Genomic DNA, 12,333 nt, shown 5'->3' on the forward strand with positions numbered 1-12,333 from the left:
CACGACAGCCCAGGTGACGCTGCCGTCGGCCCCGGGCGCGTTCCTGCCGATGTCGCGGAGGGTCTCCCGCTGGTTGGTCACGGCTGTATTCCCCAGCGCTCGGCCACAAAGTCCAGCGCTGCGGGGAGGCCCCTGGAAGCGGCCTCCCAGGAGTGTCCGGTGTTGGCTACCGGCTGCGCCTGCACAGAAAAGCCTGCCTGGCGCGCCGCTGCGGACAGTTCGTCCATGTAGGCAAGGAATTCCGGGTCCTTCGAACCGGCACCGAAGTATACGGAGTGCCCCTCGAACCGCCTACCCCGCATGATGGTCAAAGGGGTCTGTCGATCAAAAGCTTCCACGTCGCCGCCGAATGCTGCGTCAATCGTCTTCTGCCGTTCCTTTGCCAGCGCCGGCTCCCGCTCGCTCGAGAAGGCCAGGACCGACGTGTAGACGTCAGGATGGCGGGTGCCCATCTGCAGGGCGCAGGTGGCCCCGAAGGAGAATCCCCCCGCTGCCCAGTGCCGGTGGTTCGGGTCAACGTCAAGTGTCTGCTCGATCCAACGCGGGACATCTACGGCAAGGAATGTATCGGCCTTGGCAAGGCGGCTGTCCATGCAGAGCGTATTGGCCGAGGCGGTGCCGTTCGGATCCACCACCACGACAACCGGAGCGACGCCGTCGTGATCCTGGGCGAAACGGTCCATCCGGCTGCGCAGGGCGCCTCCGGTGAGCCAGTCAGAGGGACTGCCGGGCTGACCGGAAAAGAGGACAAGGACCGGCAGCGCGGGGCGGGGTGTGGCCTGGTACGCGGGAGGCAGGTAGATGTAGGCATCGCGGCTGCTGAAACCCGAGGCGGTGCCGGGGATGATTGCCTTCCTCAGGACACCGGCCGAGGGCAGCCCCTCCGGCGCGCGCCAGGAGGTGAGGGCGGTGGGGGCGGCGGCTGCAGGCTGGCGCTGCAGTCCGGCTTCGAGGGGCTGGATCCTGGCCACGGCCGTGCCCATGACGTCGCTGACCGTATGGTTGAGGCCGAAGTAGGCGTTGATCTGGACTGCGGCAAGCAGGAAGACTCCCAGCATGGCAGCCGTTGCGGCCGTCCTCCCCCGCCACACGGACCGTCCCGCCGGACGAGGGCCCGCCGGACGAGGGCCCGCAGGACGAGGGCCCGCAGGAGGAGAACCAGCCGGAGAAGAAGGCTGCCGGAGTTTCCACAGCCGCAGCAGATACAGGAAGAGAGCGAACACCACTGCCACAAACCACGCAAGCACTTCGCGCGGGAGGCTCTCAGGCAGGGCGGAAAAGGCGTATATCAGCAGCCAGTGCACGGCGGCCACAACGCCTGCGGCGAGCAGCAGTGCACCGGCAGCAGTCACGAGCCAGCGGCGTCCGCGGGCCCACAGCAGCCAGCCGAAGCCAACAGCACCGGCGGCCCAGGCAAACCACATTACGGGTCCATCGGTGAGATGGACATCAGCGAGGAAATCCACCGGCGTTAGCGCCAGGTGCCCACACCGATGACCGGCCCGGCTTCCAGCCACGACGACAGTCCGGTGTAGGCATCGAACTTCATGGCCAGCAGGACTTCCTGGCCCTCGTAGTGAAGTTCCACAATGACGGAGTCAGGCTGGACCTTCACGAGTTCCGCTTCCGTGGGCTGGCGGCGCCCCACCAGTTCCAGCGAACTGCGCCGGAACGTGTATTTGGGGCGGACACTGAGCGAGAGCAGCTTGAACCACTCAAGGTCGTTGTCCTGATAACGACAAACCCCCATCTGCCAGCCTTTTCCGGCCGTGCAAATGGAGGCGTCCACTGTGCCCAGGGCACGCCGCAGGTTAAAGCGGCGTACCCCGGACAGGCACAGTGCAAAAATCAGCAACGCAAAGACAGTTGCCAATGCGATGAACGGAAAACCGGGATCGTTCATCAAGGTAGTGCTAGCGGATCCCCGCGGTAGCCGCTTCACCCATTTGGGCGTTGTCAGCAACAATGACCACCCTGTTGTTGTCGACGGAGAAGAATCCGCCGTCGACAACTACAGCAATGCGCTCACCGGAAACCGGCTCAATGGCCAGCTCACCTTCGGCCAGAATCGCCAGCAGGGGCGAGTGGCCGGGCAGGATTCCGATTTCACCATCGCTGGTGCGGGCCTTGACCATCTTGGCCGCTCCGGACCACACGAAGTGATCCGCTGCGACAATCTCAACCTCAAGCTCAGCCATATTACTTGGTCTGTTCCTGGATCTTGGCCCACTGGCGCTCAACGTCATCCAGGCCGCCGACGTTGAAGAACGCCTGCTCTGCCACGTGGTCAAGCTCGCCGTCGCAGATGGCGGTGAAGCCTTCAACCGTGTCCTTGATGGAAACGGTGGAGCCTTCGACGCCGGTGAACTGCTTGGCGGTGTAGGTGTTCTGGGAGAGGAACTGCTGGATGCGGCGTGCACGCGACACGACGATCTTGTCCTCTTCAGACAGTTCGTCAACGCCGAGGATGGCGATGATGTCCTGGAGTTCCTTGTTCTTCTGCAGGATCTGCTTCACACGGACAGCCGTGTTGTAGTGGTCCTTGCCGATGTACTGGGGGTCCAGGATTCGGGAAGTCGACGTCAGCGGATCCACAGCCGGGTACAGGCCACGCGAAGCGATTTCACGGGAAAGTTCCGTGGTTGCGTCGAGGTGGGCGAAGGTAGTGGCCGGTGCCGGGTCGGTGTAGTCATCTGCGGGAACGTAGATGGCCTGCATCGAGGTGATGGAGTGGCCCTTGGTGGACGTAATGCGCTCCTGGAGGAGACCCATCTCGTCTGCAAGGTTCGGCTGGTAACCCACGGCGGACGGCATGCGGCCGAGAAGGGTGGAAACCTCGGAACCTGCCTGCGTGAAGCGGAAGATGTTGTCGATGAAGAGCAGCACGTCCTGGTTCTGCACATCGCGGAAGTACTCCGCCATGGTCAGTGCGGACAGTGCTACGCGCAGACGCGTTCCCGGCGGCTCATCCATCTGGCCGAAGACAAGGGCGGTGTCCTTGAGGACGCCTGCCTCTTCCATTTCAACCCAGAGGTCGTTACCTTCACGGGTACGCTCGCCAACGCCGGCGAACACCGAGGTGCCGCCGAAGTTGCGGGCAACACGGGTGATCATTTCCTGGATCAGCACGGTCTTGCCCACGCCGGCGCCGCCGAACAGGCCGATCTTTCCACCCTTGATGTACGGGGTGAGGAGGTCGATCACCTTGATGCCGGTTTCCAGCATCTCGGTGGAGCCTTCGAGGGTCGCGAAGGCCGGGGCCTTGCGGTGGATGGCCCAGTGGTCCGAAGCCTGGATCTCGGACTCGTCAACGTCAAGCGGCTTGCCGAGGACGTTGAAGATGTGGCCCTTGACGCCGTCCCCGACGGGTACGGTGATGGGCGAGCCGGTGTCTACGACGCTGGTACCGCGGACAAGTCCGTCGGTGGCCTGCAGGGAGATGGCGCGGATGAGGTTGTCGCCCAGGTGCAGGGCTACCTCGAACGTGATGGTCTTGGTCTCACCGTTGAGAGTAATCTCCGTGGTGAGTGCGTTGTAAATCGAGGGGATTGCGTCAGCCGGGAATTCGACGTCGACAACCGGGCCAATAACACGTGCAATACGGCCGGTAGCACCGGACGTTGCGGCTACGTGTTCGGTAGCGGTGGCAGTCATCTCTCTCACTTCACTCAGTAGATGGCGTGGGGGTTAAGTTTATCTTTTGGTGCAGGTACAGCTGGATCCGTAACCGTGGTGGCTAGGACGCGTTCAAGGCGTCGGCACCGGCCACGATTTCGGAAAGCTCCTGCGTAATTTCAGCCTGGCGGGCAGTGTTGCGCAGACGCGTGTACTTCTTGATGAGGTCCGTGGCGTTGTCGCCGGCAGACTTCATCGCCCGCTGGCGGGCTGCGAGCTCGGAAGCTGCTGCCTGCAACATCGCGGCGAAGATACGTGATTCGATGTAGCGCGGCAGCAGAGCGTCGAGAACCTGCTCCGTTTCCGGCTCGAATTCGTAGAGCGGCAGGAGGTCCGACTCGGACGCAGCCTGCTCTTCGACAACCTCGAGGGGAAGCAGGCGGATGACCGTCGGTTCCTGCGTCACCATGGACTTGAAGCGGGTGTAGACGACGTGGATTTCGTCCACGCCATCCTCTTCGTACGCAGTGGCAAAATCTTCCAGCAGCGCTGCGCCGATTTCCTGCGCAGTCGCAAACTCCGGTGAATCCGTGTTGCCGGTCCATACCCGTGCGTAGGGACGGTTGCGGAAGTCGAAGTACGCCTGGGCCTTGCGGCCGACAACGTACGTCTTGACTTCTTTGCCTTCCTCACGGAGCAGCTCGGTGAGGCCTTCCGCCTGCTTGAGCACACTTGCCGAGTAGGAACCTGCGAGGCCACGGTCCGAGGTGATGACCAGGACGGCGGCACGGCGGATCTGCTCGGGCTCGGTGACCAGCGGGTGGTCGATTTCACTCTGGCTTGCGACAGCAGAAACGGCACGCGTGATCGCGTTTGCGTAAGGCAGTGAAGCCGCTACGCGTGCGCGGGCCTTGCCGATGCGCGAGGTAGCGATCAGTTCCATCGCCTTGAAGATCTTGCGCATCGACGTCGTCGAGCTGATCTTCTGGCGGTAGACCCGAATCTGGGCTCCCATACTTATCCTTTCCTAAGATCCCGGTGGCCGGGACTGCCGGAACCCGTGGGGGTCCCGGCAGTCCCTGCCAGCGAAACTAGCGCTTCTGCTTGACGATTTTTTCCTGGTCGACCTGCGCCTCGTCGATGGGGGCGTATTCCTCGTGCCCCGCACCAACCAGGAGGTTGTCGCCCTCGCCGAAGAAGCCCTTCTTGAAGGCCACGATCGAGGTCTTCAGTGCTTCTGCGGTGTCATCGTCCATGACGTTGGTCTGAGCCAGCGTCGTCAGGATGGAGGACTTGTGCTTCAGGTGCTCCAGGAACTCGGTCTCGAAGCGGTTGATGTCCTCAACCGGAACGTCGTCCAGGTAGCCGTTGGTACCGGCCCAGATGGAGACGACCTGGTTCTCGACCGGGAACGGCGAGTACTGGCCCTGCTTGAGCAGTTCCATCAGGCGTGCACCACGGGTCAGCTGCTGGCGCGATGCGGCGTCGAGGTCCGACGCGAACATTGCGAAGGCCTGCATGTCGCGGTACTGGGCCAGTTCCAGCTTCAAGGTACCGGAGACCTTCTTCATGGACTTGACCTGCGCTGCGCCACCCACGCGGGAAACGGAGACGCCCACGTCGACGGCGGGACGCTGGTTGGCGTTGAAGAGGTCCGACTGCAGGAAGATCTGGCCATCGGTGATGGAGATCACGTTGGTCGGGATGTATGCGGAGACGTCGTTTGCCTTGGTCTCGATGAGCGGCAGGCCGGTCATCGAGCCTGCGCCCAGCTCGTCGGAGAGCTTGGCACAACGCTCCAGGAGGCGGGAGTGCAAGTAGAAGACGTCGCCCGGGTAGGCTTCGCGTCCCGGCGGGCGGCGGAGCAGCAGCGACACTGCACGGTAGGCCTCAGCCTGCTTGGACAGGTCATCAAACACGATGAGGACGTGCTTGCCGCCGTACATCCAGTGCTGGCCGATGGCCGAACCGGCGTAAGGGGCCAGGTACTTGAAGCCTGCGGGGTCGGACGCGGGGGAAGCCACGATGGTGGTGTATTCCAGTGCGCCGTTGTCCTCGAGGGTCTGGCGAACAGCCGCGATGGTGGACGCCTTCTGGCCGATGGCCACGTAGATGCAGCGCACCTGCTTGGTGACGTCCCCGGAAGCCCAGTTGGCCTTCTGGTTGATGATCGTGTCGATGGCAATTGCCGACTTGCCGGTCTGGCGGTCGCCGATGATCAGCTGACGCTGGCCGCGGCCGATCGGAATCATGGCGTCGATAGCCTTCAGACCGGTCTGCATCGGCTCGTGAACCGACTTGCGCTGGGTCACGCCGGGCGCCTGGAGTTCCAGGGCACGGGTGGTTTCAGCCTTGATTTCGCCGAGGTCGTCGATCGGCTGACCCAGCGGGTCAACCACGCGGCCGAGGAAGGCATCGCCAACCGGCACGGACAGAACCTGTCCCGTGCGGTGGACTTCCTGGCCCTCTTCGATCCCGGTGAAGTCACCGAGGATAATGACACCGATTTCGCGGACGTCAAGGTTCTGGGCCAGGCCCAGCGTGCCGTCTTCGAAACGAAGCAACTCGTTCGCCATGACCGAGGGAAGGCCCTCAACACGGGCGATGCCGTCACCTGCGGTGGTCACACGGCCGACCTCTACGCGCTCTGCGTTTCCGGGTTCGTAGGACGCCGCGAACTCGTTCAACGCAATACGGACGTCGTCGGCGTTGATGGTCAATTCGGCCATCTGCAGTCCCTGCTCTCCTGTTTTCGTGATCATCGTTGTCACGATGACCGGGGTTTCTATCAGTTAAGTTGTGCTTGTCCGGTTAGCCGGCAAGCTGACGCTGGAGCTGGCCCAGGCGGTTCAGTACAGAAGCGTCAAGCACTTCATCACCAACCTGGATCCGGATGCCACCGATCAGTGCCGGGTCAACGTTCATGTTGATCTTGAGCTCGCGCCCGTACAGGGCGTTCAGCCCTGCCTGCAGTCGGCTGGTCTGTGTCTCCGTCAGCGGACGGGTGACGCTGACCGTTGCGATCCAGCGCTGCTGGCGCTTGGCTGCAAGTTCTGCGAAACGACGCACAAGTTTGGTCACCTTGAGGCCACGGGGCTGCGAAACTGCCTGTCCGATGAGGACTTTCGCTTCCTCGCTTGCATGGGGAACGAGCTTTTCGGCGAGGGCAATCTTGGCAGCCGGGTTCGCCTGCGGCTCGGACAGAGCACGCTGTACCTCGTGGCTGGAACCAACAGTCTGGTTGAAGGCGAACAGATCGTTCTCCAGCGTTTCCAGTCCGGTGATTCCTGAGGCAGAGACGGCCGACTTGTTCTCAGCAACGGCAATTACCACCGAGGCGGCAAGAGTCTCGAGTGCATCGCCGATATCCCGAGCCGACGCCCAGCGTGAACCGGCCAGTCCGCTCGCGATGTCCGCAGCATCAGTGGAGACTTTCCCACTGAAGAGCTGCTTGACCAGTGCCGACTTTTCGTCACCGCTGCGGGACGGGTCAGTCAGGGCGCGGCGCAAGCCAGCCGAGCTGTCCACCGTTTCAAGGATTCCGAAGAGTTCCTTTGCCAACTGCAGCGAAGCGAAGGGAAGCTTGGCTTCCAATGCCACCAGCGCCGCGGTCAGCGATTCGCTCGATACACCTGCCATTACTTAGCTACACCTGCGTTCTGGTTCTCCAGATCTGCCAGGAAACGGTCAACCACACGGGCTGCACGTGCATCATCGCTGAGTGACTCGCCGACGATGCGGCTTGCCAGCGTGGTTGCCAGCGTGCCGACCTCGGAGCGAAGCGACACAACGGCCGCCTGGCGCTCGGATTCGATCTGGGCGTGCGCGTGTGCGGTGATGCGGGCAGACTCTGCAGCTGCCTTTTCCTTCAGGTCCGCCAGGATCTGGGCGCCTTCGGCACGGGCTTCCTCGCGGATGCGGTTGGCTTCTGCACGGGCGTCGGTGAGCTGCTGCTTGTACTCTTCGAGTGCAGCAGAAGCCTCTGCCTGGGCCTTTTCAGCCTTGGCGATGCCACCTTCAATAGCCTCGGCACGCTCCGCGAACGTCTTCTCGAACATCGGGACAACGAACTTGACCACGATGTAAAAGAGGACAGCAAAGCCGGCCAGGACTACGCCCATTTCCCAGGGATTGGGAACGAGCGGATTAGTGCCTTCGGTGGCGGCTGAGATGATCGTCTGATTCATGTTTCACCCGTCCTTATCTACTCGGTTTCTGGATGTTCGCTAAGTTCTAACGCTTAGGAGAGAACGAAAGCGAAGACCAGGCCGAGGATGGCGAGTGCTTCAGTCAGCGCAAGGCCGAGGAATGCGATCGGCTGCAGGACGCGCTGGGCTTCCGGCTGACGTGCCACACCATTGATGTAAGCCGCGAACACGAGACCCACACCGATACCACCGCCGATAGCGGAGAGGCCGTAGCCGATGAGGTTGAGGGAGCCGTTGATGGAGCCTTCCATTTTTCTTCCTTTCAAGATGCCACCCGTGTGGCAGGTTGTTTGGGTTGCTTCATCCCCGCGAAGGGGAAGTTTGTGGGTGCCTAGTGGCTGTCCGCGTGCAGTGCGCCTTCAATGTAGATGGCAGTCAGCAGCGTGAAAACGTAAGCCTGCAGCGCCATGATCAGCGCTTCCAGCATGTACATGGCGATGGCGCCGACGAGCACCAGTACAGAGGTGCCCTTGAGGAGGATGTTCTCCTGCATGACCAGGTACTCGATGCCGGATCCGGCAATCATCACGATCAGGTGTCCGGCCAGCATGGTGGCGAACAGACGGAGGCTGTGCGTGACCGGGCGGACCAGGAAGTTGGAGATGATCTCGATCGGAATAACGATCGGAAGGATGTAGACCGGCACGCCCGAGGGAACGGTGGCCAGCTTGAAGTACTTGAGGCCGTTCTTCTTGACGCCGATGCCGATCCAGGTCAGGTAGACGATGGCTGCGAGCACATAGGCGCCGCCGACGTGCGAGAAGCTCGGAAGCTGGATCAGCGGGATGGCGCCGTAGATGTTGTTCACCAGGATGAAGAAGAAGAGGCTGAACAACAGCGGGACGTACTTGATGAAGTCCTTGCCGCCAATGATGTCCTTGGCGATGCTGTTGCGGACGAAGCCGTAGGCGGCCTCACCTGCAAACTGCAGTTTGCCGGGAACAAGCTGCTGCTTCCGCGCAGCTAGCAGAAAGAATGTAGCGATAATGACGACCGACAGGATTACCAGCAGCATCTGCTTGGAGAATCCGTCTGCCGCACCCCACGGCAGGATTGCCGGCAGGTGCATTTCTTCAATTCCAGGAGGGTTGAACTCTCCTGAATCTTGGGCCGGGAGCGCAAGCGCGATCAACGCGTTTCCTCTCTGCAGTGTCCATCATTGGGCGTTGGTGAGGGTCCGGCGATCTTCATGTCCGCCCTTCCCCTTGTGAAATTGTTAGGCATTACTGTTCCTCGTCCTTGGACGGGCCGCTGGCTGCAGTGTCTTCACCAGTTGACGTTCTGTTACTGGTGAGGCCGTGCATATGAGAAAGATAGAACCCTCCCGCAGCTCCAAGCAGAGCGCCTGCGAGCACAATCCAGCGGGTTCCCCACAGATAATCCAGACCCCACCCTATCAAACTCCAGACGATGATTCCGCCAATTATGTAGCTGAAGACGGCGATGCCGGCGTTGTATCCGCCGTCCCCACCGTCGGAAGATACACCCGCGGAACCGGTGGTGGATTTGGGGATTTCCCGCATGTTTTTTCGCTTCGAATTACGGCTGCTCATCATTGCCGTCTTTCACGGGTTTGGGTTCGTCATAAATATGGAGGCGGGCTTTGCTGAACCCGTAGATCTCCGCTGCCTGCCAAAACACGACGGCGGTAACGGCGCCGATCAGGAACCAGCGGCCGTGGAGCCAGGCAGGAGCGCCGAGCACAAAGAGCACCACGGCAAATCCCACGACTTTGACGAAGTAGGTGACTACGAAGACGCCGATGGCACCCGAGGGATTGTTCCGGCCGACAAAATGGCCAACCAGGAGGCTTATCCCGAAGAAAGCCATCACCAGGACGCCGCCAAAAGTGCTGGACAGCACTCCCCCGCCGCCGTTGACTATGGCGGCCGGTATCGCGGCGAGTGCAAGGCCGGCCAGGGCCGCACCTGCACTGAGCTTCAAAAGACCCAGCCACAGTGACTTTGTGGGGCCGGAGACACCAACTGGTCCGTTACCGGAACTGTGTCCGGGATCGGCGTTGGAGGTCATCAGATCCCAATCGTCGTGTACTGCAGGCTGGCAAGGGAGGGCGCGGCGAATAGCTGCACTGGAATTCTACATGAGATAGAAATTATTCGGAAAAGGGTGTCCACGGGTCACTCCTGACCCGCTGCTTCGGCCTCGGCTTCTGCCTCCGCTTCGGAGCGCGGGCCGGCCCCGGGCGCCTTGTCGCGAAGGTATGGCCACGCGGTGACCACAGCCATAATGGCGGCGGCCAATACGTCCACAGCCAGCACCATCTGCCACGGGAAAATGGCGAAGGCGAGGCCGCCGAAGGCCAGGACGCAGGTCCACGCGTACATCAGGAGGACGGAGGCCCGGTGGGAATAGCCGATGTCCATGAGTTTGTGGTGCAGGTGTCCCCGGTCGGCAGACCATGGCGAACGGCCCAGCGCGGTGCGCCTGACGACTGCCAGGCAGAGGTCCAGCAGCGGCAGGAACAGCACCGCGAAGGGCAGCAGGATGGGGATGATCGTGGGAATACCGTTGGCGCGGTCGTAGAGGCCGGAGGTGATCTGGCCGGTTGAGACGATGCCAGCGGAGGCAAGGAGCAGGCCGATCAGCATCGCCCCGGAATCGCCCATGAAGATCTTCGAGGGAAACCAGTTATGCGGCAGGAATCCCACGCAACTGCCCACCACGACCGCAGTCAGGAGCGTCGCGAGGTCGGAATAGTCCAGGAGGATGGCCGACCGGTGCACCCAGTACGCCGTCAGGAAGAACGCTGCCCCGCCGATGATCGCTACGCCGGCGGCAAGGCCGTCCAGCCCGTCGATGAAGTTAAAGGCGTTCATGGTGGTCACAATCAGCCCTGCGGTGAGGACAATGCTCACAATCTCGTTCTCGAGAATGATCGGTTCGGGCACGAACGGAACGATGGCCATCCTGACACCCCAGATGGCCACCACCATGGCTGCGGCGCTCTGGCCGATCAGCTTCACCCACCACCGCAGGTCCAGCAGGTCGTCGGCAAGGCCCACTATGACGATCAGCGTGGCACCGGCGAGCACTCCCCAGGGGGACGCGTTGCCGCGGAAGATGTCCTTGACGAAGAATGACTGGCTGGCAACACAGAGTGCCACGAGGAACCCTGCATAAATGCCCAGGCCACCCAGTCTGGAGACCTTGTGGGAATGGGTATCGCGGCTGCGGATCGGCGAGAAAAGCTCCAGCCTGTTCCCGATCAGCCGTGCGCCCCACGTGGCGGCGAAAGAGACGCCCGCTGCCGTCAGCATCATCAGCAGATACATAATCATCGGGAAACCACCGTCCCCGCGTCGTCAGCGGAACCAGTCCCCGGCATCGTGTATCCCTGCGGCCCGGTCAGTGCCGGGAGGCAGGGATAGCCAGGGCGGGATTGCTGTGGAACTGACTTTCGATAAATGAAACTTCTCCGTCGCCGTGCGCGCGGCAGGCAGTGCGTAGTGCCTGACAGGGCTGTATTACAGTGGACTCTAGTCAAGATACTAATGCCAACGGCTGGCTGGCTTCGCGTCACACGGCCCATAGCCGGCGGGAAATCCACCGGCGGCCGTGTCGAAAGGAACCAGCAATGTCCCCCTCGGTTGCAGTTGCCGCCGTGACGTTTGACCGTCCCCGTGAGCTCGCCGTTCTGCTGGATGCCATCAACCGGCAGACCTCTCCGGTCAGCTCCATTTGCCTCGTGGACAGCGGCACCGCGCCCGCCAAAGAGGTGGCGGACCGGCACTCCAACGTGGACTACGTCCGGTCCGAAGCGAACCTGGGCGGAGCCGGCGGCTTCTCCCTGGCCATCCTCAAGGCGGTGGCCAGCGGCGTTGACTGGATCTGGATGATGGACGACGACGCCGAACCCGGCGACCCGGAGTGCCTCGCCACGCTGCTCCGCGAGGCCGAGGCACGCGGCATGGATGCCGTGGTCCCCCTCGTTGCCGCGCCGGGCCACCCGGACCGGCTGTCCTTTTTCTTCCGCCTCGACGGCAAGGTCACCCACGACCGCGCCGACGTGGAGAAGCTGGGGTTCCTGCCGGACGACGGCCACTTCTTCAACGGCGCGCTGATCCGTTCGGACGTCTTCTTCAAGGTGGGCCTGCCGGACATGCGGCTGTTCATCCGCGGCGACGAGGTGGACTTCACCATCAGGCTACGCAAAGCGGGTATCCGCTTCGGCACGGTGACCACCACGGCCATTACGCATCCCCACGCCTTCGCCGAGACCCAGCACGTGTTCGGTGCGCGTTGGCACGTGATTGTGCCTGAAACGGCGTTCAAGCGCTATTACTACTACCGTAACCGCGGGTACCTGATCCGCCGCCACTTCCGGGTGAAGTCCCTCGTCGCTGACGTGGGCGGTTACCTGGGCTACTTCCTGCGCCGCGGCGACTTCCGCGGCCTGGCTGGCTGGTTCCGGGCGTTTTCCACCGGGCTCCGCGGCAAGGGCTTCGCTCCCCTGAAGGACCAGAAGTTCTAGCCGACGGATGTGTCAGCC

The 12,333-nt window shown here is 62.3% G+C and carries 14 protein-coding genes; 1 reads left to right on the forward strand and 13 read right to left on the reverse strand.

Annotated elements, in window-relative coordinates; translation table 11 throughout:
* Positions 1-77: 77 nt before the first annotated feature.
* From Q8Z05_RS21185 to Q8Z05_RS21245, 13 genes are all read right to left on the reverse strand, one after another.
* Entirely contained in the window at positions 78-1,466 is a 1,389-nt protein-coding gene (locus tag Q8Z05_RS21185; RefSeq protein ID WP_305941473.1) for an alpha/beta hydrolase, read from the reverse strand.
* Positions 1,467-1,471: 5 nt separating this feature from the next.
* Positions 1,472-1,903 (reverse strand): DUF2550 domain-containing protein, encoded by a 432-nt coding sequence (locus Q8Z05_RS21190; RefSeq protein ID WP_305941474.1) that lies wholly within the window; start codon positions 1,901-1,903, stop codon positions 1,472-1,474.
* A 10-nt stretch (positions 1,904-1,913) separates the two neighbouring features.
* The gene (locus Q8Z05_RS21195) at positions 1,914-2,198 is read right to left on the reverse strand and encodes a F0F1 ATP synthase subunit epsilon (protein WP_011692445.1); all 285 of its coding nucleotides are present in this window, start codon (positions 2,196-2,198) and stop codon (positions 1,914-1,916) included.
* Position 2,199: 1 nt separating this feature from the next.
* Positions 2,200-3,654, reverse strand: a complete 1,455-nt coding sequence (gene atpD, locus Q8Z05_RS21200; RefSeq protein WP_305941475.1) for a F0F1 ATP synthase subunit beta — start codon at positions 3,652-3,654, stop codon at positions 2,200-2,202.
* A gap of 82 nt (positions 3,655-3,736) precedes the next feature.
* Positions 3,737-4,630 (reverse strand): F0F1 ATP synthase subunit gamma, encoded by an 894-nt coding sequence (locus tag Q8Z05_RS21205; protein WP_305941476.1) that lies wholly within the window; start codon positions 4,628-4,630, stop codon positions 3,737-3,739.
* 76 nt (positions 4,631-4,706) lie between these two features.
* Positions 4,707-6,344, reverse strand: a complete 1,638-nt coding sequence (atpA, locus tag Q8Z05_RS21210) for a F0F1 ATP synthase subunit alpha (protein ID WP_305943656.1) — start codon at positions 6,342-6,344, stop codon at positions 4,707-4,709.
* Positions 6,345-6,426: 82 nt separating this feature from the next.
* The gene (locus Q8Z05_RS21215; protein WP_305941477.1) at positions 6,427-7,254 is read right to left on the reverse strand and encodes a F0F1 ATP synthase subunit delta; all 828 of its coding nucleotides are present in this window, start codon (positions 7,252-7,254) and stop codon (positions 6,427-6,429) included.
* On the reverse strand, positions 7,254-7,802 hold the full coding sequence (locus tag Q8Z05_RS21220) for a F0F1 ATP synthase subunit B (protein ID WP_305941478.1): 549 nt from the start codon (positions 7,800-7,802) through the stop codon (positions 7,254-7,256). The genes Q8Z05_RS21215 and Q8Z05_RS21220 overlap by 1 nt, the downstream gene beginning before the upstream one ends.
* Positions 7,803-7,855: 53 nt before the next feature.
* A complete protein-coding gene (gene atpE / locus Q8Z05_RS21225; protein ID WP_011692451.1) occupies positions 7,856-8,074 on the reverse strand; it encodes an ATP synthase F0 subunit C in 219 nt (72 codons plus the stop codon).
* 80 nt (positions 8,075-8,154) lie between these two features.
* Positions 8,155-8,955, reverse strand: coding sequence for a F0F1 ATP synthase subunit A (atpB, locus tag Q8Z05_RS21230; RefSeq protein ID WP_028270094.1), 801 nt, complete (start codon positions 8,953-8,955; stop codon positions 8,155-8,157).
* A gap of 91 nt (positions 8,956-9,046) precedes the next feature.
* Positions 9,047-9,346: a hypothetical protein gene (locus tag Q8Z05_RS21235; protein ID WP_305941479.1), complete on the reverse strand. Its 300-nt coding sequence runs from the start codon at positions 9,344-9,346 to the stop codon at positions 9,047-9,049.
* 16 nt (positions 9,347-9,362) lie between these two features.
* Positions 9,363-9,854 carry a hypothetical protein gene (locus Q8Z05_RS21240; RefSeq protein WP_305941480.1) on the reverse strand — a complete coding sequence of 164 codons (492 nt, stop codon included), beginning with the start codon at positions 9,852-9,854 and terminating at the stop codon, positions 9,363-9,365.
* Positions 9,855-9,961: 107 nt separating this feature from the next.
* Positions 9,962-11,122, reverse strand: coding sequence for an MraY family glycosyltransferase (locus Q8Z05_RS21245; RefSeq protein WP_305941481.1), 1,161 nt, complete (start codon positions 11,120-11,122; stop codon positions 9,962-9,964).
* Positions 11,123-11,418: 296 nt separating this feature from the next.
* On the opposite strand from Q8Z05_RS21245, the gene Q8Z05_RS21250 reads away from it, so the two are divergent.
* Positions 11,419-12,315: a glycosyltransferase gene (locus tag Q8Z05_RS21250; protein WP_305941482.1), complete on the forward strand. Its 897-nt coding sequence runs from the start codon at positions 11,419-11,421 to the stop codon at positions 12,313-12,315.
* Positions 12,316-12,333: the final 18 nt, after the last annotated feature.

The sequence above is a fragment of the Arthrobacter oryzae genome (assembly GCF_030718995.1).
In the GTDB taxonomy this organism is placed as follows: Bacteria; Actinomycetota; Actinomycetes; order Actinomycetales; family Micrococcaceae; genus Arthrobacter; species Arthrobacter oryzae_C.

What these genes read in the sequence shown, in the direction of transcription:
- Q8Z05_RS21190 (WP_305941474.1), bottom strand. Translation starts at nt 1,903, where the DNA reads ATGAACGATCCCGGTTTTCCGTTCATCGCATTGGCAACTGTCTTTGCG.
- atpA (WP_305943656.1), bottom strand. Translation starts at nt 6,344, where the DNA reads ATGGCCGAATTGACCATCAACGCCGACGACGTCCGTATTGCGTTGAAC.
- Q8Z05_RS21220 (WP_305941478.1), bottom strand. Translation starts at nt 7,802, where the DNA reads ATGAATCAGACGATCATCTCAGCCGCCACCGAAGGCACTAATCCGCTC.
- Q8Z05_RS21235 (WP_305941479.1), bottom strand. Translation starts at nt 9,346, where the DNA reads ATGCGGGAAATCCCCAAATCCACCACCGGTTCCGCGGGTGTATCTTCC.
- Q8Z05_RS21215 (WP_305941477.1), bottom strand. Translation starts at nt 7,254, where the DNA reads ATGGCAGGTGTATCGAGCGAATCGCTGACCGCGGCGCTGGTGGCATTG.
- Q8Z05_RS21250 (WP_305941482.1), top strand. Translation starts at nt 11,419, where the DNA reads ATGTCCCCCTCGGTTGCAGTTGCCGCCGTGACGTTTGACCGTCCCCGT.
- atpD (WP_305941475.1), bottom strand. Translation starts at nt 3,654, where the DNA reads ATGACTGCCACCGCTACCGAACACGTAGCCGCAACGTCCGGTGCTACC.
- Q8Z05_RS21195 (WP_011692445.1), bottom strand. Translation starts at nt 2,198, where the DNA reads ATGGCTGAGCTTGAGGTTGAGATTGTCGCAGCGGATCACTTCGTGTGG.
- Q8Z05_RS21205 (WP_305941476.1), bottom strand. Translation starts at nt 4,630, where the DNA reads ATGGGAGCCCAGATTCGGGTCTACCGCCAGAAGATCAGCTCGACGACG.
- atpE (WP_011692451.1), bottom strand. Translation starts at nt 8,074, where the DNA reads ATGGAAGGCTCCATCAACGGCTCCCTCAACCTCATCGGCTACGGCCTC.
- Q8Z05_RS21245 (WP_305941481.1), bottom strand. Translation starts at nt 11,122, where the DNA reads ATGATTATGTATCTGCTGATGATGCTGACGGCAGCGGGCGTCTCTTTC.
- Q8Z05_RS21240 (WP_305941480.1), bottom strand. Translation starts at nt 9,854, where the DNA reads ATGACCTCCAACGCCGATCCCGGACACAGTTCCGGTAACGGACCAGTT.